Here is a 20,394-nt window from a genome sequence, read left to right on the forward strand (position 1 = left end):
GGATCAGCGGTAGTAGACGCCGATCCGGGCACCGCCGACCTCCTCGACCCGTACCTCCAGGTCGAACACGTCCAGGAGCACCTCGGAGGTCATGATCTCCGCGGGTGTGCCCGAGTGCGCGACCCTGCCGTCGCGCATGGCGATGATCCGGTCCGAGTAGGCCGAGGCGAAGTTGATGTCGTGGATGACGACCACCACCGTCTTGCCGAGGCTGTCCGCGGCCAGGCGGATCTGCCGCATCATCGACACCGCGTGCTTCATGTCCAGGTTGTTCAGCGGTTCGTCGAGCAGCACGTAGTCGGTGTCCTGGCACAGCACCATCGCCACGTACGCCCGCTGGCGCTGGCCGCCGGAGAGCTCGTCGAGGAACCGGCCGGCCAGCGGCACCAGGTCGAGGAAGTTCAGGGCCGCCTCCACCTGAGCGTGGTCCTGAGCTGTCAGCCGTCCCCGCGAGTGCGGGTAGCGGCCGAACCGGACCAGGTCGCGTACGGTCAGCCGGGTCGTGAACTGGTTCTCCTGGCGCAGGATGGACAGCCGTTTGGCGAACTCCCGGCCCGGGGCCCGGTCCACGTCCATGCCGTCGACGGTCACCCGGCCGCCGTCGGAGGCGAGCAGCCGCCCGATGATGGTCAGCATCGTCGACTTGCCCGCGCCGTTGGGCCCGATGATCGAGGTCACCCCGCCGCGTTCGATGCGCAGCGACACCCCGTCCAGAACCGTCGAGGACCCGTACGTCTTGGTGAGCTCGGTCAGTTCGATCAACGTGCGGCCTTTCGCAGCAGGAAGTACAGGAAGAGCGCTCCGCCGGTGAACTCGATGACCACGCTCAGCGTGCCCGCGTGCCCGAGGACGTGCTCCAGGACGAACTGGCCGCCCACCAGGGTGCAAAGGCCCACCAGGAAGGCGGTCGGCAGCACGTAGCGGTGCTCGTGCCGACCGGCGACCTGGTAGGCGAGGGTCGCGGCCATGAAGCCGAAGAAGGTCATCGGGCCGACCAGGGCGGTGGACACCGAGACGAGCAGCGCGACGGCCATCAGCATCCGCACGGCCACGCTCCGGTGGTCCACGCCCAGGTTGACGGCGGTCTCCCGGCCCAGGGAGACGACGTCGAGGATCCGGTGCCTGCGCCACACGTAGACCCCCACGAGGACCACCGCGACCGCCACCCAGGGGAGCAGGTCGGCGTCGGCGCGGGTGAGCCGGGCGAAGAGCCTGCCCTGGAGCGCGTCGTACTCGTTGGGGTCCAGCAGTCGCTGCATGAGCCGCGACAGGCTGTTGAACAGCACCCCGAAGACGATCCCGACCAGCAGCGTCAGGTGGAGGCTGCCGATCCCGCCGGTGAACATGCGCCGGAACAGCAATAGCGCGAACACCACCATCAGGGCTGTCTGGGACAGGAACGCCGCCACCGGCGGCAGCGCGGACAGGCCCACGGTCCCGAACACGAACACCAGGCAGGTCTGCACCAGGACGAACAGCGCCTCCATCCCCATGATGGACGGGGTGAGGATGCGGTTGTCGGTGACCGTGTGGAACAGGACCGTGGAGACCGCGCCGGCGAACGCCACCACGAGCATCGTGAGGACGACGGTGGTCCGCCGTTCCACCACGTAGGCGACGTTTCCACTGACCCCGTAGGTCAGGTAGAGGGCGGTGCAGAGCACGGCGAGGGCGGCCAGAACCGCGATCCGGGCCCCGGCGGGGACCGTCCGCGGCCGCGGGCGACGCCGGCCGCGGCCCCGTTCCCCGCCCTGTTCCGGGCGCAGGTCCTGTTCAGCCGACATTACGCCTCCGGAGCAGCATCACCAGGAACACGGCGGCGCCCACGACGCCGAGGACGGTACCGACGGGGATCTCGAAGGGCTGGCGGATGACCCGGGAGACGATGTCGCAGAGCACGAGGATGCCGCCGCCGAGCAGACAGACCCAGGGCACGCCCCTTCGCACGTGGTCGCCGACGACCATGCTCACCAGGTTCGGCACGATCAGCCCTAGGAAGGGCAGCGTGCCGACCACGGACACGACCACGCCGCTGACCATCGCGACGATGCCCACCCCGAGCGCCACCACGGCCCGGTGGTTGAGGCCGATGCTGACCGCGATGTCGCGGCCCAGCCCGGCAACGGTGAGGCGGTCGGCGACGAGGTAGGCGGTCAGCGCCATGATCCCCACCAGCCACAGTTGTTCGTAGCGGCCCCGCATGACACCGGAGAAGTCACCCGACTCCCAGGTACCGAGGGTCTGGAGCAGGCCGTAGCGCAGCGCGAAGAAGGTGGTGACGGCACTGATGACGGCGCCGAGCATGATGCCGACCAGGGGGACGATCAGCGAGGACTTCAGGGCGACCCGGCGCAGCACCCCCAGGAAGAGGAGGGTGCCCAACAGGGCGGCCGCGCACGCGGCGGTCATCTTCACCGGCAGGGGCGCACCCGGGAAGAGGACGGTCACCAGCAGGATGCCCAGCGAGGCCGACTGCACGGTGCCCGCCGTGGACGGTTCGACGAACCGGTTCTGGGTGAGCATCTGCATGATGAGGCCCGCGACGCTCATGGCGGCGCCGGCGAGCAGCAGGGCGAGGGTGCGGGGGACCCGGCTGAGGAGGAAGAGTTCCCGGGCGTCGGGGTCCCCGACCAGCCTCGCCGGGGTGATGTCGCTGGCCCCGACGAAGAGGCTGACCGCGGACAGGGCCAGGACGGCGGCCACGGCGGCGGCCACGGTGAGGTGGCCGCGGACGCCCGGGCCCCGGTCCTGCTGCCGGGTTCCGGGCGCCGTGGCGGGGGTTGTCGCTGCCACTGCCTAGGACAGGGCGTCTTCGATGACGTCCAGGGTGTTCAGGTGCGCCTGGATACCGCCGACGAGGTAGATCTCCTCGGAGTTGAGGTGGATGATCTGGTCCTCCCGGGCCGCGGTGGTGCGGTCGACGAGGTCGTTGTCCAGGACCTGCTCGGCGGGGTCCGCGCCCTCCTCGCCGATGGCGCCGTCGCGGTCGATCACGTACAGCCAGTCGGGGTCGGCGTCGGCCAGGGCCTCGAAGGACAGGACCTCGCCGTGGCTGGCCTCCTCGCTGGTCACGTCGATGGCGGGCGTCAGGCCGAGGGCGTCGTAGAAGAAGCCGTAGCGGGAGCCGGGACCGTAGGCGCTGATCTCGCCCGCGGAGGTGATGATGACCAGGCCGTCCCCGGCGGCGGCGACCTGCTCGCCGACCTCGGCGATGCGGGAGTCGAACTCGGCGTTGAGTTCCTCGGCCTCGGTCTGCCTGTCGAAGATCTCGCCGTAGGCCAGGGCGCGGTCCTTCATGTCGCCCACCGTGTCACCGCCGAAGACGGTCATGTCGAGGGTGGGGGCGATCTCCTCCAGTTCGGGGATCGCGTCGGAGCTGCGGCCGCCCGCGATGATGAGGTCGGGTTCCATGCCCGCGACCGCCTCGAAGTCCGGTTCGAAGAGGGAGCCGACGTTCTCGACGTCGGGATCCTCGACGTAGTCGGAGAAGAAGGAGGGATAGGTCTCGGCGGAGGGGATGCCCGCGACCTCGACGCCGAGGGCGTCCAGGATGTCCAGCTGGGTGTTGTCGAAGACGACCACGGTCTCGGGGTTCCTGGCGACCTCGATGTCGCCGTTGAGGGCCTCGACGGTGACGGTCTCCGCGGCCGCGTCCGCGCCCGCCCCGTCCGTGTCCTGCGCGGAGCAGCCCGCGAGGACCAGGGCAGAGACCGGCAGCAGCGAGAACAGGGCGGCGGAACGTGGGGACACGGGGCACTCCAGGGGTCAGGAAGTGGGGTAATACTTCGGCAAGGCTTGCCTAAGTAAGGCAAGGCTAAACTTACACAATCACCCGGAGCCCCACAACGCCGCCCCCAGCGGCCGCATCGCCACCCAGGTCACGGACACACCGAAAACCCGCACGCCACGGGGGTTCACTCACCCACCAGCGAATGTCCGACGTGACCCGGATCACCCTTGCGGGCCGCCGATACTGGGATCATGCGCACGCCTCCGGCCGAAGTGGCCCCCACCCCCGAGCTCGTCCACCGGCTCCTGCGCGACCAGCACCCCGATCTCGCGGAACTGCCCGTCGCTCCCCTCGCCAACGGGTGGGACAACGTGCTGTTCGGCCTCGGCGAGCACCTGTGCGTCCGGATGCCCCGGCGCTCGGCCGCCGCCCGGCTCGTGCTGAACGAACAGCGATGGCTGCCCGGCGTCGCCGAACGCGTGGGCATCCCCGTCCCCGTGCCGGTGCGCACCGGACGCCCCGGCCACGGCTACCCCTGGCACTGGTCGGTCAACCCGTGGTTCGGGGGCCGTGCCGCCGCCGAGGTCCCGCCAGCCGACCGGGGACCCCTGGTGGAGCCGCTCGCCCTGTTCCTGTCCCGGCTGCACGTGCCCGCACCCCGGGACGCCCCCGAGAACCCGGTGCGGGGCGTGCCCCTGCGCCAGCGCGACGGGCGGGTGCGCGAACGGCTCGCCGGCCTCGACTCCCCACACGCGGCCCCGCTCCTGGCCCGGTGGGAGGAGCTGGTCGACACACCCGGCTGGGCCGGACCGCCGCTCTGGCTGCACGGCGACCTGCACCCCGCGAACATCCTGGTGGGGACCGGGCCGGACGGGCGGGCCGACCTGGCCGCCGTGATCGACTTCGGCGACCTGACCTCGGGTGATCCGGCCACCGACCTCGCCCTCGCCTGGCTGCTGTTCGAGGCGGGGGACCGGGCCCGGCTGCGCGCCCGCCTCGACCGGCTGTCCGGGGTCGACGGGGACACCTGGAAGCGGGCCCGAGCCTGGGCGGTCAGCTTCGCCTCGGTACTCGCCACCAGCACCGACGACCACCCCGTACTCGCCGCCGTCGGTGAGCACACCATCGGCCAACTCCTGGCGGAGGGGTGAGCGCGGGGCGCTCCCGCACCCGTCTCCGCGGTGCGTGCCCTTCGCCGGGCGCGGCGCCGAGAGCACGGGTACCCCGCCCTTCCGGAGTACCGCGCGGTCAGGGCTATTGGTCACTCTTAAGCGCTGACGCGAGCGGGTACCCCGTTCCGTACCCGGGGTACCCCCTTCCCTTCCCGAGGAGGCAGCGCGTGCGGTGGTTCGAGTCCAGCTACAGCGGCAGCGGCGGCGACTGCGCCGGAGTGACCTGGCGTAAGAGCAGCTATTCCAACAGCACCGGTGGCGAGTGCGTCGAGGTCGGCTGGCACAGGCCCGGCTACGGCAGTGGCCAGGGCAACTGCGCCGGGGTATCGGAAGGGCCGGGCATCCTTGTTCGGGACACCCGCAACCGGCCGCTCGGGCACCTCTCCTTCGGCCCCTCCTCCTGGCAGCACCTCCTGCGGGCCCTCGCCCGCTGAGCGCCGCGGGCGGGTTCGGCCCTTCTTTTCGCGGGTTTGGGGTGCCACAGGCAAGGAGGCGGCTGAAGTCCAGGGCAGTGGACCCGGTGCCCCGTACACAGACGAGGAGTCATTCGTACACGCTCGACCGGTGACCGACGTGGACCACCCAGATGATCAGCTCGCCGTCCTCCACCGTGTAGATGACCCTGTAGTCCCCCACGCGGAGGCGCCGGACCTCCGGGGTACCGACCAAGGCGGTGGTGCCGAAGCCCAGGGGGTCGCTCTCCAGCTCGGTGAGCTTACGGAAGACCGCCATGGCCACATTTTTCGGCAACTTGCGGAGTTCAGAGCGAGCCTCAGGCCGGAAGATGGTTCGGTAGCTCACTCCGGCCCTTCCAGGATCTCCGCCATCACCTGCTCCATGGGAATCCCAGGCTCAGGATTGCTCATGCGCTCCTTCACCATGCGCATGATCTCCTGCTCCTCGAACTCCTGGTAACGACGCAGGAGCTCGATCGGGACAACCGCAGCCACCTCTCTGCCCCGTCTCGTGATGACGGTGGGGGAATCCTCTCTGTCCGCACGGTCAACGACGTCGGCGATGTGATCGCGCACCCGCCGGATGGACTCCACCTGCATCTCACTCATGGAACCAATGGTACACATGGATCCTTTGGCACACATGAATTTGGTTCTCTCCACGCCCGGGCCCGGGCGCTGCCTACCCTGGACGGATGGACACCGAGCAGCCGCGTGGCGCCGTCGCAGTCATCACCAATCTCCGCGGGGAACTCCTCCTCCACCTGCGGGACGACATCCCCCGGATCTCCTGGCCCGGGCACTGGTCGCTGCTCGGCGGAGCCTGCGACCCCGGGGAGCGCCCTCGGGAGACCATCGTCCGCGAACTCGACGAGGAGGCCGGACTCGCGGTCGACGACCTGGCCGAACTCTTCGAGACCACCGACGCGCAGGGGTCCGGCCAGCTCCTCACCGTCTTCACCGCCACCTGGGACGGCGACGCCCGGGCCCTGCCCCTGACCGAGGGGGTCAAGCTCGACTGGGTCTCCCCCGCACAGGCGGGAACCCTTCCGCTGACCCCGTTCGCGCGGGAGGCCGTCCGGCGGCACCTCGGCGGAGCCTGACCCCGCACCCTCCTCGGAGTGTCTCAGGCGGGTGCGAGGATCAGGCTCCACCCCTACCGAGGAGGTCCCATGTCGTTCCAGGCGTATCTGGACACCATCGAGGAAAGGACCGGCCTGGTGCCCCGCGCACTGGTCGACCTCGCCAGGGAGAAGGGCTACGACGCCCCCTCGGTGAAAGCGGGCACCATCATCCGGTGGCTGGCCGAAGACCACGGGCTGGGGCGCGGCCACGCGATGGCCCTGGTCCACGTCATCAAGAAGGGGCCCGGGATCGACGCCAGACACGTGGGCACCTCCGGCAGCCACCGGGACGCCTCCGCCGAACTCTGGCTCGACGGCAGGGCGACCGACCCGAACAGGAGCTGAGTCCGCTCAGCCGTCCGCTTCGGTCACCAGCGCCCGGACCTTCTCCGCGAACTCGTAGAGGGACAGGTGCCCGGCGCCCTCCAGGACCCGCAGTTCGGAACCGAGGAACCTGCGCACCGGGGCCTGCAGCCGGGACGGGGGAAAGAAGACGTCGTCCGAACCCGTCGCCGCCAGGACGTTCCCGCCCTGCCAGCGCAGCAGGGTCTCCAGGACCAGCGGGCCCGGAGCGAGACTGGTCCGGCAGTTCCGGCCGACCATCGTCATCCAGGCGGCGAACGGGTGGACGGGGCGCCGGAAGGCGGGGCCGCTCATGAAGTTGAGCAGCCTGGTGCTCTTGTCCTCGCGCGGGTTGATCATCCACGGCAGGGTGACGCGCATCAGCTCGGGGGAGGTCGCGACACCGGTCAGACCGGCCGGGTTGACCAGCACCAACCCCTTGACCAGGTCGGACGGTTGCGAGGCGAGGGCGACGGCACCCCCGAGGGAGTGGCCCAGGACGATCGCCGGGCGGTCCACCAGCTCCGGCAGCACCTCGTCGAGCCACCTCCCGTACGCCTGCGCACGGTTCCCCTTCGGGCGCAGCCCGCAGCTGAGTCCCGGCTGCCCCGGGAGGTCGACCAGGACGACGTCGCGGTCCTCGGTCATGTCGGAGGCGGGCGAGGCGCTGAGCGCGCTGTTGAAGTTGGTTCCGCTGAGCACCACCACCGGGGCCCCGGGACCGCCCGACATCCGGAAGGCCCGGGTCGGCCCGAGGGAGGTGGAGATCTCGGCCACAGAACCCAGATCCGGGTACTCGTCGAGCCGGTCCCGACACCAGCCGCGGACGATCCTCTCCGCGGACTCGGATCGGTAGACACGCGCACCTTGGAGTGCGGTCTCCGGCATGGGGCACCTGGTTTCGCGTAGGGACGGACACCTTCGCCGACCAGTCTTCCCCGCCCACCGGTCAGGGATGTGCGTCCGGGACCGGCTTCGGGCCGGTTACGGGCGTCCCGCACGCGCGGCCTGTCGGCGACAGGTCATAGTAGCTGTTCAGGGACTATATTGGACAGAACTTTCGTGTGTCGGCGCCGGTCCGTTCCCCAGCGGGTCCGGTTGGCCGAAACTGGACAGAACTGCCCCCATCGACGAATATGGGCGCGGCGCGTCACCGTACGCGCCAACTGCCCTTACAGACGAATACGGGCGCGGCGCGTCACCGCACGCGCCGACAGGTGTGCCGGGAAGACTGGTCGGCGTCCCTACGACCCGTACCCCGGAGCCCACCACATGACCTGGAACCATACACCGCCCCCAGGTGCGCTGCGCCGAAGCCGTTTCTCGGAGCGGCACAGGCTCCCGGTCGGAAACCGCCGCCCGCTCGGCACCAACGGCTACACCACCGCCTGGGGCACCAACGCCCACGGCGAACTCAGCTCCTGTCCCCCGGGACCCGGTTGACCGCGCCCACGTCGGCGCCGTCCCGAAACCGTTCCTACCCGTGTCGCCGCGCGAACCGCATCGGACGCCCCTAGCGGGCGCCGTGACACCGTCCGCGCGGCGCCAGGCTGTGAAAGGACAGTGGCGTGGTGCTGCTGATTCTCCTCCTCGTGCTCGCCGTGACCGTGGCGAGCACGCCCTTACTGGACAGACTGTTGGGCCGAAACGCCGGCTGGCCGATCGCCGCGGTGTTCCTCGGCCTGACCCTGCTGGTGTCCGCGCAGGCCCCCCAGGTGCTGGGAGCCGGGGAACCCCTGGAGTTCTCCCGGCCGTGGATGCCGCAGATCGGGGTCGGACTCCACCTGCGGATGGACGGGCTCGGCTGGCTGTTCACCATGCTGGTCACCGGGATCGGCGCGCTGATCATGGCGTACTCGACCCGGTACTTCCCGCCCAGGAGCAGGTTCGGCTTCTACTTCCTGATGACCCTCTTCGCCACGGCGATGTCGGGTCTGGTCCTGGCCGACGACGTCGTGCTGCTCTTCGTGTTCTGGGAGCTCACGACGATCGCGTCGTTCTACCTGATCGGCCTGTCGGGGCCCTCGGCCAGCCGTCCGGCGATCCGTACCTTCCTGCTCACCGCCATGGGCGGGCTCGCGCTGCTCGCGGCGGCCGTGCTGCTCATCGTGCGCACCGGGACCTCCCAGCTCAGCGTGATCCTGGCGGACACCTCGTGGACCGAGGACACCGGGTTCGTCTCGCTGGTGGCGGTGCTCGTCGCCGTCGCGGTGTTCACCAAGTCGGCCCAGTTCCCGTTCCACTACTGGCTGCCCGACGCCATGGCGGCGAGCACACCGGTCAGCGCCTACCTGCACGCCGCGGCGATGGTCAAGGCCGGGATCTACCTGGCCATGCGGTTCACCCCGGCCTTCGGCGACCTGCTGCTGTGGAACACCCTGCTCATCGTCCTCGGTCTGACCACGGCGGTGGTCGGGGCGGTCTTCGCGCTGCAACAGCACGACCTGAAACGGCTCGCCGCCTTCTCCACCGTGAGCCAGTTGGGCTTCCTCGTCGCGGTCATCGGCGTGGGCACCCCCGAGGCCCTGGTCGCCGCGGCCGTGCACACCGTCGCGCACGCCCTGTTCAAGTCGGCGCTGTTCATGTCGGTCGGCCTGGTGGACATCCAGGCCGGGACCCGCGACCTGCGCCAGCTCGGCGGCCTGCGCAGGCGGATGCCGGTCACCGCGGCCCTCGCCGCGCTGTCCGCGCTGTCCATGGCGGGCATCCCGCCGCTGCTCGGCTTCATCAGCAAGGAGAACCTGTTCGAGGCGTTCCTGCACGCGCCCGGCCCGGCCTGGTTCGGCCCGGTGGCGGGTGCCGCCGCGGTCGGTGCCGCTGCCTTCACCTTCGCCTACTCGTTCCGGTTCGTGTACGGGGCGTTCTGGGGCGAGCCCAGGGGCGACACGGAGGAACGCACCGCCTCGGAGGCACGGCCCAGCTTCTGGCTCCCCGCCATGACCGCCTCCCTCGGCGGTGTGCTGCTCGGTCTGACCGTTCCGGTCCTGGACACGATGGTCAACGAGGTCGCCCTGAACGCCACCCACGAGGCCGCCGACGCGCACCTGCTGCTGTGGCACGGCTTCAACGCCGCCCTGGGCATGTCCGCCGCGGCGGTCGGCCTCGGTGCGCTGCTGGCCTGGCGGAGCCGCTCCGGCGACGCCCTGGCCGGACTCGACCTCGTACCGGTCACCGGTGTGCGGATCTTCGAGGCCCTGCACGAGGGGATCGTCCGGGTGGGCAGGCGGACCGGTGACCTCACCAGGACCGACGCCCCCGCGTTCCACCTGGGGGCACCGGTCGTCCTCATCATCGCGCTGGCCTCGGTCCTCGCGGTGGTCGGCCTGGACCTCCCGCCGGTGGCCGGGCAGACCGCCATGGGTCTGGACTGGCTCCTGGTGGGTCTGATGGCCGTGGCCGTCGGTGCGGCCGTGGTCACCCGCTCCCGGATGGCGGGGCTGGCGCTGGTCGGCGTCGCCGGGTTCACCGTCGCCCTGTGGCTGTTCTTCCTGGGCGCCTTCGACGTCGCCCTCACCCAGCTCCTGGTGGAGATCCTGACCGTGGTCGTCGCCGTGCTGGTACTGCGGCGCCTGCCCAAGAAGTTCCACCGGGTGAAGCGGAGCCGCACCGCGCTGACCGCCGTCATCGCGATCGGCGCCGGGATCACCGCGGCCGTGGGCGCCTACGCCCTGACCGGCCGCCGGGAGATATCCGCCGCGGGCGAGTACTTCCTGGGCAACGCCCCGGAGGACACCGGCGGAACCAACGTGGTCAACACCATCCTGGTGGACTACCGTGCGCTCGACACCTTCGGCGAACTGGTGGTGCTGGGCGTCGCCGGGCTGATCATCATCGCGGTGCTGCACTCCAGCGGCCTGCTGCCGGTGCACAGCTCCCGCCGGGTGGTGGTGGACGAGAGCAACGCCGCCTACCCGCCGGTGGACAACACCGTGCTGATGCGCACGATCGGCCGCTTCCTGATGCCGCTCCTGGTCCTGTGGTCCGTGTACCTGCTGTTCCGCGGACACAACGAGCCGGGCGGCGGCTTCATCGCCGGGCTCGTGGGCGGTTCGGGATTCGCCCTGCTGTACCTGGCCGCCCCGAGCGACGACAGGGCGCGCATCCGGCTCGCCTACCCCGCGATCATCGGGGCGGGCGTCCTGGTGGCCGCGTTCTCCGGGTTCCTCGGCTACGCGGACGGGTCGTTCCTCAAGCCGCTGCACGCCGAGATCCCGCTGGCCTGGGGCGGATACTTCCACTTCACCACCGCGCTCGTCTTCGACGTCGGCGTCTACCTGGCGGTGGTGGGCGTACTGCTCACGGCGCTCAACGAGCTCGGCCTCGAACGGGGTGAGGGCTCGGTCCGGGAACCCGAGGGGTTCCGGACGGACCGGCCCTCGGCCCAGGCGTCCGGCGACGACGCATCCGCCCTGGACGGCTCCACCACCGGAGGTAACCGATGACCCTCGCCATCACCATCGGCATCATGGTCGCCGGGGGCGTCTACCTGATGCTCCAGCGCGGCATGGTGCGCATCGTGCTCGGCCTCGTCCTGCTGGGGCACGCCGTCAACCTGCTGATCATGTCGGCGGGCGGCGTGTTCCGCCGGGACCTTCCCCTGCTCCAGTTCGGTACCGCGCTCACCGCGGGCGACCCGCTCCCGCAGGCGTTCGTGCTGACCGCGATCGTGATCGCCTTCTCGATCGCGATCTACATGCTCACGCTCGCCGCCTCCGGTAGCGACGACGACACCGAGGACGCCTCATGAACACCTCGTTGCTTCCTCTCTTCGTCGCGGTCCCACTGGTGTCCGCGGGGCTGCTGATCGTGCTGGGCGGCCCCCTGTGGCTGCGCCGGACCCTGCTGCTCGCACCGAGCTCGGCGGCCCTGCTGGCCAGTACCGGGCTGATCTGGCTCACCCGGGACGGGGCCGTGTTCGCCCACAACGTGGGCCTGTGGCAGGACGGGATCGCGATCCCGTTCGTCGCGGACGTCCTCAGCGCCCTGATGCTGTGGACCACCTCGCTCCTGGCCCTGGTGTGCTCGGCCTTCGCGATCGCCACCGGGGACGACCGGCGCCCCTTCTTCGCCACGCTGGTCCTGGTGCTGACAGCGGGTGTGTCCGGTGCGCTGCTCACCGGCGACATCTTCAACATGTTCGTGTTCATCGAGGTCATGCTGCTGCCCTCGTACGGGCTGCTGGCGATGCTCGGCGTCCTGGGGCGGCTGCGGGCCGGACGGATCTACGTCACCGTCAACCTGCTGACGTCCACGATCTTCCTCGCGGGGGTCGCGCTGGTCTACGCCTCCGCCGGGACCGTGCACCTGGGCGAGCTCGCCGGAGCCGCCAAGGAGGACCCGACGGTCGCGGTCGGCGCGGGCGTGGTCATCCTCGCCCTGTCGATCAAGGCCGCGGTGGTCCCGGTGCACGGCTGGCTGGCCCGCACCTACCCGGCCGCCTCCCCCGCCGTCACCGCCCTGTTCTCCGGTCTGCACACCAAGGTGGCGATCTACGCGATCTACCGCCTGTACGCGATGATCTTCGACGGGGACGCGAAGTTCCTCTGGATCGGGGTGGTCGCCTTCACCCTGACCATGGTCATCGGGGTGCTGGGCGCGGTCGGCGAGGACACGACCCGCTCGATCCTGGTGTTCCACATGATCAGCCAGATCGGTTACATCCTGCTCGGCGTGGCCCTGTTCACCGAGCTGGGGCTCATGGCGGGCATCTTCTACCTGATCCACCACATGATCGTGAAGGCGTCCCTCTTCCTGTCGACCGGGGCGATCGAGCACACCTACGGGACCGGGGCGCTGGACCGGCTGGGCGGTATCGCCCAGCGGGAGCCGCTGCTGGCCCTGGTGTTCATGGGTGCGGCGCTCTCCCTGGCGGGGCTGCCGCCGTTCTCCGGGTTCGTCGCCAAGCTCACCCTGGTCACGGCGGCGGTCGACGACGCGCAGTGGACCGCCGTGGCCGTGATGATCGCGGTCAGCCTCATCACGCTGATGTCCATGCTGAAGATCTGGGGCGGCGTGTTCTGGGGCCGGGAACCGAAGGCCAAGGAGCTACCGACCCCCGAGGCCGCGGACGCCGACGGCTCCGTCGCCACCCGAGCGGCCGCGCCCGTGAAGATCAGGCCCGCACTGATCGCTCCGGGCCTGGTCCTGACAGCCACGACCCTGTGCATCGGTCTCGGCGCCCAGGTCCTGCTCGACCTGAGCGCGCAGGCCGCCGCGGGGCTCATGGACACCTCCGGATACGTCGAGGCGGTGCTGGGACGATGACCCATCTGATGTGGGCGCTGCGAGTGCTCCGGTTCCCCTTCTACGCGGGCTGGGAGATCATCAGGACCTCCTTCGAGGTGATGTGGGACATCGTCACCCCGGGGAGCGCCTCGACCCCGGCCTTCGTCGAGGTACCGATCCGCTGCGGAAGCGACCTGGAAACCACCATGCTGGCCAACCTGATCTCCCTGACCCCGGGGACGGTGACCGTGGCCGTGCGCCGTGAACCCGCCACCCTGTGGGTGCACGGGCTGTACGTGAAGGACCGGGAGTCCTTCCGGGAGGGGATCCGCGAGATGGAGGACCACATCCTCGGGGCCACCCGGCTGACGGGGCCGCCGGAGAGCACCCCGGCCGAGGGGGGACGGAACTGATGCACTACATCGACATCGGCCTGGCCGCGATCGTGCTGGCGATGGCCATCGCCACGTACCGGATCCTGACCGGCCCCTCGGCCGCGGACCGGGGCGCCGCCTCCGACGTGGTCTTCTTCGGTTTCGTGGGGCTGGTCGCCATGCTCGGCTACCGTCTGGGCACCGAACTGGTCGTGGACATCGTCCTGGTGAGCGCACTGGTCGGTTTCCTGGCCGCCCTGTCCCTGGCCCGTCTGATCACCGGAGGTAAGCGATGAACGCGTTGGACGTGGCCGGGATCGTCTGCATGACCGCGGGCGCCCTGGTGTTCCTGGTGGGCTCGGTCGGCCTGCTCCGGCTCCAGGACTTCTACGCCCGGCTGAGCGGGGTCAGCATCGCCGGCGCGCTGGGCACGGCCCTGCTCCTGCTCGGCCTCCTGCTGCACTACCCGACCGTGGACAACGCGATCAAGATCGGCCTGGCCCTGCTCATCCAGTTGGCCACCGCCGCGGTGGGCGGCAACGCCATCGCCCGCGCCGGTTACCTGGTCGGGGTGAAACCCACCGAGAAAACGAAGTTCGACGACCTCGCCGCCACGGAGAAGGACGGCTAGACACTCCGGCGGGCAGCGGTGGGCCCCGTCGTGTCCGAGCAGGCGCGACGGGGCCCTTCCGCGTCCGGAAACCCGGCCCACCTGGGAAAACCTGAGTGAACACCCCGGGGACCCCGATCGTTACCACGTTCGGCGGTGCCTTGTGACACACCCCGATTATCCGCGGGATCGGAAACCCTGTGCTAGGTTGAATGAAGTTGCAGTCGTGATACCCGTTTGGATTTACATCGTTTTCGGGTGATCACCGCGGTGACGGGAAAATCGTCAGACCGCGGTTTTCTTAACATGCTCCCGAGCGAGAGGTACATCCATGGCTACTGGCAAAGTCAAGTGGTTCAACGGCGACAAGGGCTTCGGCTTCATCGAGCAGGACGGCGGCGGCGCTGACGTCTTCGCCCACTACTCGGCGATTCAGGCCAACGGCTACCGCGAGCTCGCGGAAGGCCAGGCCGTCGAGTTCGACGTCACCCAGGGCGCCAAGGGTCTCCAGGCTGACAACATCACCCTGATCTGACCGAACACGCCCTAAGGCTGTTCAGACGGCAGGGGCCCGCCCTCAGGGCGCAGGGCCCCTGTCCGTTTTACTGTTTCCAGGACCGGATTTCTGGCCGTCGTTCTCCGACTGGCACCGGTTCAACCGCCACGACCCCGGGATTTCCGTGCGGGCCGTGGATCTCTATGCATTTCCTCCGGCGCACACCCGGTGCCACAGGCCGAAGCCCCCAGGGGTTTCCCGCCCGGCAAGCGCCGTCGGCGAAAGGTCTTACATGAACCATCCTCGCGCCAACACGCGTCACGGCCGTCCCTCCGGCGGTCCCGGCGGTTTCAACCGTCAGCGCCCCCGCCGCTCCTTCGACGGCCCCCGCGGCGGCTACCAGGGCCGTTCCGGCGGCGGCCGCTCCGGCGGTGAGTTCGCGCTCCCCGTCACCGTCAACCCCGGGCTCGACCCGGTGGACGACTTCCAGAACCTGGAGATGCCCGCGCCGCTGAAGTCGACGCTGACCCGCCAGGGCCTGACCACCCCGTCCGCGATCCAGGCGGCCACCCTGCCGAACTCGCTGGCCGGACGCGACGTCCTGGGCCGCAGCCAGACCGGTTCGGGCAAGACGCTCGCCTTCGGCCTGGCCCTCCTGGCCCGGCTCGACGGCCGCAGCGCGAACGAGCACCGCCCCATGGCCGTGGTCCTCGCGCCGACCCGCGAGCTCGCCCAGCAGGTCACCGACTCCCTCACCCCCTACGCCCGTTCGGTGCGGGTGCGCATGGCCACCGTGGTGGGCGGCATGCCCATCCACCGCCAGGCACGCGCCCTGCGCCAGGGTGTCGAGCTGCTCGTGGCCACCCCGGGCCGCCTGCGCGACCTGATGGAGCGCGGCGACTGCGTCCTGGACGAGGTCGAGGCCGTCGTCCTGGACGAGGCCGACCAGATGACCGACATGGGCTTCATGCCGCAGGTCACCGCGATCCTGGAGCAGGTGCCGGCCGACGGCCAGCGCATGCTCTTCTCGGCCACCCTGGACCGGAACGTGGACCAGCTGGTCCGCCGATTCCTCAACGACCCGGTGGTCCACTCGGTCGACCCGTCCGAGGGCGCCGTCTCCACCATGGAGCACCACGTCCTGCACGTGGCGCACGCGGACAAGATGTCCACCGCCACCCACATCGCGGCGCGCGAGGGCCAGGTCCTGATGTTCCTGGACACCAAGCACGCGGTGGACCGGATGGCCCAGCACCTGCTGGACAGCGGCGTCCGGGCGGCTCCGCTGCACGGCGGCCGGTCCCAGCCCCAGCGCACCCGCACCCTCAAGCAGTTCAAGGAGGGCACGGTCACCGCGCTGATCGCCACGAACGTCGCCGCCCGCGGCATCCACGTGGACGGTCTGGACCTGGTCGTGAACATCGACCCGCCCACGGACCACAAGGACTACCTGCACCGCGGCGGCCGTACCGCCCGCGCCGGCGAGTCCGGCAACGTGGTCACCCTCGTGACGCCCAACCAGCGCCGCGAGATGACCCGCCTGATGCACCGCGCCCGGATCGAGGCGCAGACCGCCCAGGTGAACGCCGACGACCCGGAGCTGGCCCGCGTGACCGGGGCCCGCGCCCCGTCCGGTGTGCCGGTGTCCCTGCCGAGCGAGCCCCGCCGGGAGAACCGTCAGCGCGGCCCGCGCGGCGGCTACGGCGGCTCCCGCGGTGGCGGCTACGGCGGCTCGCGCGGCGGCTTCGGCGGCGGCGGTTCCCGTGGGGGCTCGTCCTCCCGCGGACGCCGTCCCCGTCCGGCCGCGCAGGCCTAGCCGACGGCGACAGCAGTCACGGAGCCCCGTCACCCCTTCGCGGGTGGCGGGGCTCCGTCGTGTCCGGGGGCGTCTCACACCGCGGCGAGTTCGGCCCCGCGCAGGCCGGGCAGCTTCGCCTCGCCCAACCGCACCACCGCGTCCAGCAGCGCCTGCGCGCCCAGCACGAGCTGCCGGTCCGGGGTGTGCTCACGGTTGGAGTGCGAGAAACCCCCGGTGGAGGGGACGAACAGCATCGCGGTGGGGACACCGGTGGAGATGACCGAGGCGTCGTGGCCGGCGTAGGACAGCATCGGACGGCACCTGTCGGTGTGCTCACGACACGCCTCCTCCACGACACCGAGGACCTGGGCGTCGAACTCGGCCGCGGCCTTGGCGCTGGTGCGGTCCAGGCCCGCCGTGCACCCCTCCTCCGCGCTCGCGGCGGCCAGGAAGTCGGTGAGGTCCCCTTCGATGCCGTCGAGGACCTCGTCGCGTCCGGCCCGGATCTCCAGCTCCACGTGCGCGGTGCCGGGGACGACGTTGGCCGCGGCCGGACCGAACGTGACCACCCCGGCGTTGCCGACCGCGTCCGGATCCCTGTCCTGGCAGAGGGACCTCAGCCGCAGGGCGACCCGGGAGGCCACCCGCCCGGCGTCCTGCCTCAGCTCGAACGGGGTCGTTCCGGCGTGGTTGGCCTGTCCGCCGACGGTGACGGTGTAGCGGCGCACCCCCACGATGCCGGTGACCGGGGCCAGGTCGATCCCCTCCCGCTCCATCCGCGGCCCCTGTTCGACGTGGAGTTCGAGGTAGCCGACCAGTTCCCGGGCGTGGGGACTGTTGACGAGGGCGGTGGAGCCGGTCAGGCCTCCCCTGCTCCCCTCCATGACGCCCTCCTCGTCGAACCAGGACACGGTCTCGGTGTGGTCGGCCATGGGGTGGTCGTTCTCGTGCAGGGTGCGCAGGACCTCCATGGCGGCGACGACCCCGTAGGCGCCGTCCAGGTGGCCCGCGGCGGGGACCGTGTCGGAGTGGGATCCGATGAGCAGCCAGGGCCCGGAGCTGTCACCGCGTCTGGAGAGGACGTTGCCCGTGGCGTCGTAGCGGGAGTGGAGCCCCGCCACACGCATGGTCTTGTCGATCCAGTCCCTGGCGGCCATGTCCGCCTCGTTGCCGGCGATGCGCCAGATCGCGCCGTCCTGCCCGGCTCCGATCTGGGCGAGCCGCCGGATGTCCTTCAGGAGTCGTGCTTCGTTGATCCGCGGAACGGGGGGCATGCGGTTCTCCTTCGTCTGTGGGTCGGGGGTGCCTGCGTCGGGGTCCGGGTCACCTGCGGGAGGAGGCCAGGGCCACGCCCGCCAGGACCAGGACCGTGCAGACGACCTGGGCTCCGGTGACGGGTTCGGCGATGGTCAGGTAGGCCAGGACGGCGACGCAGACCGGCTGCAGGTAGTAGACGACGCCGGCCCGGGTGGCGCCGATCAGCTCCACCGCCTTGTTCCAGAGGAAGAAGGCCAGGGCGGAGGAGGCCGCACCGATGTAGAGCAGGGCCGACAGGTTGCCCGTGGTGGGGGTGAACCCGCCCTCCAGCACCAGGGAGACGGCCAGCGCGGGCAGCAGCATGACCAGGCCGAACAGGACCGTCGCCGCGAGGAACACCACCGCGGGCACCTGCTTGGGCTTGCGTTTGAGCAGGGCGGAGTACCCGGCGAAGGTGAGCATGGCGGCGATCATCCACAGGTCTCCGGGGGCGAAGTCCATCCGGAGGAGCACACCGGCGTCGCCCTTGGTGATCAGGGCGACCACGGCGGCGAGGGCGGTGAGCATGCCCGCGACGCGCACGGCCGGGAGCCGTTCGCCGCCGATGACCGCGAACACCGCGATCGCGACCGGGGACACCGCGGCGATGAGGGCGAGGTTGGTCGCCGAGGTGGTCTGTCCGGCGACGTAGATGAGGGTGTTGAAGAGCGTGACCCCGAGCAGGCTGACGAGCGCGATGTAGCGGGCGTGTTCCCGAATCGTGCGCCGGTGCTCCCACAGGCCGCGGGCGGCGAACGGTGCCAGGACGACCAGGGCGATGGCCCACCGCCAGAAGGCCGTCTGGACCGGCGGGATCTCCCCCGAGACGGCACGGGCGATGACGAAGTTCCCGGACCAGATGAGGGTGGCCGCCGCTGCGAGGAGCGGGCCGAGCCACACCGCCCAGCTCAGGACGCGGGCGGCGGACGGCCTTTCGGCCTCGGGGTCGGCGGGGGTGTCTGTGGCGGTCACGTCGGTTGACCCTCCTTCGGATCATCGGATGGATGGTGGCCGGTCCTGGCCGTTGGCAGGTAGCGGTCGGCGGCGGGTGACGGGTGCGGGCAGCGGTGCCGGTCAGCTCCAACCCGCGCTGTCGTCGTTCGAGGGGACGGCGCCGGCGGCCGTGGCGGCGTTCGGCGCACCGGCGGTGGCGGGCCCGGTCGGCAGGACCGGGCCGGCGAGGACGGCGGCGAGGGCAGTGGCGAGGGCAGCGGCTGCGGTGCGGGCGGCGAGCTTGCGGAACACGGGCGTACTCCTCCACGGCTGGGGGTTCGAGGGGTGTGCCCGCACCGTTTCCGGAACCGGGCAGGCACCACGATGCCGTCCGCGAGGTGGACCGGGAAGGGTTTCGGGGTGGCAGCAAGCGCCCCGGCAGGCTCATGCCCGGGGGAGCCAGCCCCGCCTCTGCGCGATGACCCCCGCCTCGAACCGGGAACGCGCGCCCAGGCGCCGCATGAGCGAGGCCATCATGCGGCGTGCGGTGCGTACACCGATGCCCAGGTGGCGGGCGGCCACCTCGTCGGTCATCCCCTGGGACAGGAGTCTGAGCATCTGCCGTTCCTGGCCGTCGGGGGCGTCCCCGCCGTCCGCACGCCCCTCCCGGTCGGCCGTGGCGCCGAAGGGGTTCGCCTGCTCCCACACCGCCGTGTGCAGCTCCGCCAGCGCGGTGATGACACCGGGGCCGGAAAGCTGGACCGCTCCGGCGCCCGTGTCCTCGGGGTCCAGGGGGAGCAGCGCCGCGGAGCGGTCGAACAGCACCATGCGGACGGGGAGCACCGGCACGGTCCGCACCGCGGCCCCGTTCTCCGTCAGCCACCGCGCGTATCCGAGGGTGCCGTGGTCGTTGCGGACGGAGTCCTGGTAGAGCGTGCGCATGTCCACGCCGCGTTCGAGCAGCATCTCGTCCAGGGGCCGGGAGGCCTCCAGCTGGGCGTGCGGCTGCGCGCCTCCCGGGTGGAAGGACCAGATCCGTTCGGCGCAGGCGTGGGTGAGCCGTTCCAGGCGGTCCTGCACCTGTTCGATCGAGCACATCTCCTCGCCCGGGCGTCCGCCCCCGGGGCGCGCGGCCCCGGTCTCCAGGGCCTCCAGGGCGGCTGCGCGGCCGGCGGCCAGACGCTCCTGGGCGCGGTGGACCTCTCCTTCGCGACGGGCCAGGAGGATCTGCACGGCGACGTCCAGCCCGACCGGCCGCAGGACCGAGGAGTCGGCGAACTTCGGCCGCAGCAGGCGGAGTTCGGTGAGGTGGTCCAGCGCGGTGTGGACCCGGGTCTCGGACAGGACCAGATGGGAGGCGATCTGCGCCACCCCCCATCCGGGGTGGTCGACCATGGCCCGGTAGACGGACTCGGTGGTGGCGTCGATTCCGAGTGCGGACAGCACACAACCCCCCATGAGGTGAACGGTGTGCGGCCGGAGGTGATTCTCGCACAGGTCCCGGGCGTGTTGCTGCCGGGCCGCTTCCTGTCAGGGCGCGGGCCTGTCGCGCGGGTTCCGTTGTCACCAGGCTGGCGGACATGCTCATTCTGGCCGTGACCATCGTCGGAGACAGCGACCGCAGCCCGCCGCCGGGACTGGTGGACATCCTGTGGGCGATGGCCGGGCCCGCGGAGCGGGTCGAACACATCCACGTCGCCCCGGGGGCGGGGTCGGCCGTCATCACCTACTTCGTGGGGGCCACGGACGACCTGGCCGCCCTGCGCTCGGTCCGGGAGCTGACGGTGCGTGCGCTGGCCCGCGCGCCCGCGCTGCGGGGCTGGCTGCCCGGCTGAGGCG

Annotated in this window: 24 protein-coding genes; 13 read left to right on the top strand and 11 right to left on the bottom strand. The window is 70.8% G+C overall.

The window, feature by feature from the left end; translation table 11 throughout:
* Nucleotides 1-3: 3 nt before the first annotated feature.
* From AC0VYD_RS24685 to AC0VYD_RS24700, 4 genes are read right to left on the bottom strand one after another with little or no spacing between them, the layout of a single operon-like run.
* Nucleotides 4-762 carry an iron ABC transporter ATP-binding protein gene (locus AC0VYD_RS24685; RefSeq protein WP_475477701.1) on the bottom strand — a complete coding sequence of 253 codons (759 nt, stop codon included), beginning with the start codon at nucleotides 760-762 and terminating at the stop codon, nucleotides 4-6.
* Complete coding sequence (locus AC0VYD_RS24690) at nucleotides 759-1,784, bottom strand: iron chelate uptake ABC transporter family permease subunit (protein WP_475477702.1); 1,026 nt, start codon at nucleotides 1,782-1,784, stop codon at nucleotides 759-761. Before AC0VYD_RS24690 ends, AC0VYD_RS24685 begins: the two co-directional genes overlap by 4 nt.
* Complete coding sequence (locus AC0VYD_RS24695; protein WP_475477703.1) at nucleotides 1,774-2,793, bottom strand: ABC transporter permease; 1,020 nt, start codon at nucleotides 2,791-2,793, stop codon at nucleotides 1,774-1,776. The genes AC0VYD_RS24690 and AC0VYD_RS24695 overlap by 11 nt, the downstream gene beginning before the upstream one ends.
* A gap of 3 nt (nucleotides 2,794-2,796) precedes the next feature.
* Entirely contained in the window at nucleotides 2,797-3,750 is a 954-nt protein-coding gene (locus AC0VYD_RS24700; RefSeq protein WP_475477704.1) for a siderophore ABC transporter substrate-binding protein, read from the bottom strand.
* A 231-nt stretch (nucleotides 3,751-3,981) separates the two neighbouring features.
* Between AC0VYD_RS24700 and AC0VYD_RS24705 the strand changes: the two genes are divergently transcribed.
* Complete coding sequence (locus AC0VYD_RS24705) at nucleotides 3,982-4,881, top strand: aminoglycoside phosphotransferase family protein (RefSeq protein ID WP_475477705.1); 900 nt, start codon at nucleotides 3,982-3,984, stop codon at nucleotides 4,879-4,881.
* Nucleotides 4,882-5,069: 188 nt separating this feature from the next.
* The gene (locus AC0VYD_RS24710) at nucleotides 5,070-5,336 is read left to right on the top strand and encodes a DUF397 domain-containing protein (RefSeq protein ID WP_475477706.1); all 267 of its coding nucleotides are present in this window, start codon (nucleotides 5,070-5,072) and stop codon (nucleotides 5,334-5,336) included.
* 109 nt (nucleotides 5,337-5,445) lie between these two features.
* On the opposite strand, the gene AC0VYD_RS24715 is transcribed toward AC0VYD_RS24710, so the two are convergent.
* Nucleotides 5,446-5,703 carry a type II toxin-antitoxin system RelE family toxin gene (locus AC0VYD_RS24715; protein ID WP_475477707.1) on the bottom strand — a complete coding sequence of 86 codons (258 nt, stop codon included), beginning with the start codon at nucleotides 5,701-5,703 and terminating at the stop codon, nucleotides 5,446-5,448.
* Nucleotides 5,700-5,966 (bottom strand): type II toxin-antitoxin system Phd/YefM family antitoxin, encoded by a 267-nt coding sequence (locus AC0VYD_RS24720; protein ID WP_475477708.1) that lies wholly within the window; start codon nucleotides 5,964-5,966, stop codon nucleotides 5,700-5,702. Before AC0VYD_RS24720 ends, AC0VYD_RS24715 begins: the two co-directional genes overlap by 4 nt.
* 86 nt (nucleotides 5,967-6,052) lie before the next feature.
* On the opposite strand from AC0VYD_RS24720, the gene AC0VYD_RS24725 reads away from it, so the two are divergent.
* Together AC0VYD_RS24725 and AC0VYD_RS24730 are read left to right on the top strand one after the other, a co-directional pair.
* The gene (locus AC0VYD_RS24725; RefSeq protein WP_475477709.1) at nucleotides 6,053-6,460 is read left to right on the top strand and encodes an NUDIX hydrolase; all 408 of its coding nucleotides are present in this window, start codon (nucleotides 6,053-6,055) and stop codon (nucleotides 6,458-6,460) included.
* A gap of 69 nt (nucleotides 6,461-6,529) precedes the next feature.
* Complete coding sequence (locus tag AC0VYD_RS24730; protein ID WP_475477710.1) at nucleotides 6,530-6,826, top strand: DUF4287 domain-containing protein; 297 nt, start codon at nucleotides 6,530-6,532, stop codon at nucleotides 6,824-6,826.
* Between the two features lie 6 nt (nucleotides 6,827-6,832).
* Here AC0VYD_RS24730 and AC0VYD_RS24735 read toward each other — a convergent pair whose 3' ends face one another.
* The gene (locus AC0VYD_RS24735; RefSeq protein WP_475477711.1) at nucleotides 6,833-7,711 is read right to left on the bottom strand and encodes an alpha/beta fold hydrolase; all 879 of its coding nucleotides are present in this window, start codon (nucleotides 7,709-7,711) and stop codon (nucleotides 6,833-6,835) included.
* Nucleotides 7,712-8,391: 680 nt separating this feature from the next.
* On the opposite strand from AC0VYD_RS24735, the gene AC0VYD_RS24740 reads away from it, so the two are divergent.
* The 8 genes from AC0VYD_RS24740 to AC0VYD_RS24775 all read left to right on the top strand — a co-directional run bounded on the left by AC0VYD_RS24740 (nucleotide 8,392) and on the right by AC0VYD_RS24775 (nucleotide 16,344).
* Nucleotides 8,392-11,265 carry a DUF4040 family protein gene (locus AC0VYD_RS24740; protein WP_475477712.1) on the top strand — a complete coding sequence of 958 codons (2,874 nt, stop codon included), beginning with the start codon at nucleotides 8,392-8,394 and terminating at the stop codon, nucleotides 11,263-11,265.
* The gene (locus AC0VYD_RS24745; protein ID WP_475477713.1) at nucleotides 11,262-11,570 is read left to right on the top strand and encodes a sodium:proton antiporter; all 309 of its coding nucleotides are present in this window, start codon (nucleotides 11,262-11,264) and stop codon (nucleotides 11,568-11,570) included. The genes AC0VYD_RS24740 and AC0VYD_RS24745 overlap by 4 nt, the downstream gene beginning before the upstream one ends.
* Nucleotides 11,567-13,087, top strand: coding sequence for a monovalent cation/H+ antiporter subunit D family protein (locus AC0VYD_RS24750; RefSeq protein ID WP_475477714.1), 1,521 nt, complete (start codon nucleotides 11,567-11,569; stop codon nucleotides 13,085-13,087). The genes AC0VYD_RS24745 and AC0VYD_RS24750 overlap by 4 nt, the downstream gene beginning before the upstream one ends.
* Nucleotides 13,084-13,461: a Na+/H+ antiporter subunit E gene (locus AC0VYD_RS24755; RefSeq protein WP_475477715.1), complete on the top strand. Its 378-nt coding sequence runs from the start codon at nucleotides 13,084-13,086 to the stop codon at nucleotides 13,459-13,461. The genes AC0VYD_RS24750 and AC0VYD_RS24755 overlap by 4 nt, the downstream gene beginning before the upstream one ends.
* Nucleotides 13,461-13,718, top strand: a complete 258-nt coding sequence (locus AC0VYD_RS24760) for a monovalent cation/H+ antiporter complex subunit F (protein WP_473037727.1) — start codon at nucleotides 13,461-13,463, stop codon at nucleotides 13,716-13,718. Before AC0VYD_RS24755 ends, AC0VYD_RS24760 begins: the two co-directional genes overlap by 1 nt.
* On the top strand, nucleotides 13,715-14,053 hold the full coding sequence (gene mnhG / locus AC0VYD_RS24765; protein ID WP_475477716.1) for a monovalent cation/H(+) antiporter subunit G: 339 nt from the start codon (nucleotides 13,715-13,717) through the stop codon (nucleotides 14,051-14,053). Before AC0VYD_RS24760 ends, mnhG begins: the two co-directional genes overlap by 4 nt.
* Nucleotides 14,054-14,363: 310 nt before the next feature.
* Nucleotides 14,364-14,567 (top strand): cold-shock protein, encoded by a 204-nt coding sequence (locus AC0VYD_RS24770; protein ID WP_191267677.1) that lies wholly within the window; start codon nucleotides 14,364-14,366, stop codon nucleotides 14,565-14,567.
* Nucleotides 14,568-14,820: 253 nt separating this feature from the next.
* Nucleotides 14,821-16,344: a DEAD/DEAH box helicase gene (locus tag AC0VYD_RS24775; protein WP_475477717.1), complete on the top strand. Its 1,524-nt coding sequence runs from the start codon at nucleotides 14,821-14,823 to the stop codon at nucleotides 16,342-16,344.
* Nucleotides 16,345-16,418: 74 nt separating this feature from the next.
* Here the strand turns inward: AC0VYD_RS24775 and AC0VYD_RS24780 are convergent, their stop codons facing one another.
* The 4 genes from AC0VYD_RS24780 to AC0VYD_RS24795 all read right to left on the bottom strand — a co-directional run bounded on the left by AC0VYD_RS24780 (nucleotide 16,419) and on the right by AC0VYD_RS24795 (nucleotide 20,001).
* The gene (locus tag AC0VYD_RS24780; protein WP_475477718.1) at nucleotides 16,419-17,600 is read right to left on the bottom strand and encodes a M20/M25/M40 family metallo-hydrolase; all 1,182 of its coding nucleotides are present in this window, start codon (nucleotides 17,598-17,600) and stop codon (nucleotides 16,419-16,421) included.
* Nucleotides 17,601-17,649: 49 nt separating this feature from the next.
* Nucleotides 17,650-18,594, bottom strand: a complete 945-nt coding sequence (locus AC0VYD_RS24785) for a DMT family transporter (protein ID WP_475477719.1) — start codon at nucleotides 18,592-18,594, stop codon at nucleotides 17,650-17,652.
* 102 nt (nucleotides 18,595-18,696) lie between these two features.
* Nucleotides 18,697-18,867: a hypothetical protein gene (locus AC0VYD_RS24790; protein ID WP_475477720.1), complete on the bottom strand. Its 171-nt coding sequence runs from the start codon at nucleotides 18,865-18,867 to the stop codon at nucleotides 18,697-18,699.
* Nucleotides 18,868-18,999: 132 nt separating this feature from the next.
* Nucleotides 19,000-20,001 carry a helix-turn-helix transcriptional regulator gene (locus AC0VYD_RS24795; protein WP_475477721.1) on the bottom strand — a complete coding sequence of 334 codons (1,002 nt, stop codon included), beginning with the start codon at nucleotides 19,999-20,001 and terminating at the stop codon, nucleotides 19,000-19,002.
* 134 nt (nucleotides 20,002-20,135) lie between these two features.
* Here AC0VYD_RS24795 and AC0VYD_RS24800 point away from each other — a divergent pair, with 134 nt between their 5' ends.
* Entirely contained in the window at nucleotides 20,136-20,390 is a 255-nt protein-coding gene (locus AC0VYD_RS24800; RefSeq protein ID WP_475477722.1) for a hypothetical protein, read from the top strand.
* Nucleotides 20,391-20,394: the final 4 nt, after the last annotated feature.

This window comes from Nocardiopsis sp. iso_40 (assembly GCF_056173285.1).

Coding starts and splice junctions, on each gene's coding strand:
- AC0VYD_RS24690 (WP_475477702.1), bottom strand. CDS start 1,784: ATGTCGGCTGAACAGGACCTGCGCCCGGAACAGGGCGGGGAACGGGGC.
- AC0VYD_RS24705 (WP_475477705.1), top strand. CDS start 3,982: ATGCGCACGCCTCCGGCCGAAGTGGCCCCCACCCCCGAGCTCGTCCAC.
- AC0VYD_RS24720 (WP_475477708.1), bottom strand. CDS start 5,966: ATGAGTGAGATGCAGGTGGAGTCCATCCGGCGGGTGCGCGATCACATC.
- AC0VYD_RS24725 (WP_475477709.1), top strand. CDS start 6,053: ATGGACACCGAGCAGCCGCGTGGCGCCGTCGCAGTCATCACCAATCTC.
- AC0VYD_RS24730 (WP_475477710.1), top strand. CDS start 6,530: ATGTCGTTCCAGGCGTATCTGGACACCATCGAGGAAAGGACCGGCCTG.
- AC0VYD_RS24735 (WP_475477711.1), bottom strand. CDS start 7,711: ATGCCGGAGACCGCACTCCAAGGTGCGCGTGTCTACCGATCCGAGTCC.
- AC0VYD_RS24745 (WP_475477713.1), top strand. CDS start 11,262: ATGACCCTCGCCATCACCATCGGCATCATGGTCGCCGGGGGCGTCTAC.
- AC0VYD_RS24750 (WP_475477714.1), top strand. CDS start 11,567: ATGAACACCTCGTTGCTTCCTCTCTTCGTCGCGGTCCCACTGGTGTCC.
- AC0VYD_RS24755 (WP_475477715.1), top strand. CDS start 13,084: ATGACCCATCTGATGTGGGCGCTGCGAGTGCTCCGGTTCCCCTTCTAC.
- AC0VYD_RS24760 (WP_473037727.1), top strand. CDS start 13,461: ATGCACTACATCGACATCGGCCTGGCCGCGATCGTGCTGGCGATGGCC.
- mnhG (WP_475477716.1), top strand. CDS start 13,715: ATGAACGCGTTGGACGTGGCCGGGATCGTCTGCATGACCGCGGGCGCC.
- AC0VYD_RS24770 (WP_191267677.1), top strand. CDS start 14,364: ATGGCTACTGGCAAAGTCAAGTGGTTCAACGGCGACAAGGGCTTCGGC.
- AC0VYD_RS24775 (WP_475477717.1), top strand. CDS start 14,821: ATGAACCATCCTCGCGCCAACACGCGTCACGGCCGTCCCTCCGGCGGT.
- AC0VYD_RS24780 (WP_475477718.1), bottom strand. CDS start 17,600: ATGCCCCCCGTTCCGCGGATCAACGAAGCACGACTCCTGAAGGACATC.
- AC0VYD_RS24800 (WP_475477722.1), top strand. CDS start 20,136: ATGCTCATTCTGGCCGTGACCATCGTCGGAGACAGCGACCGCAGCCCG.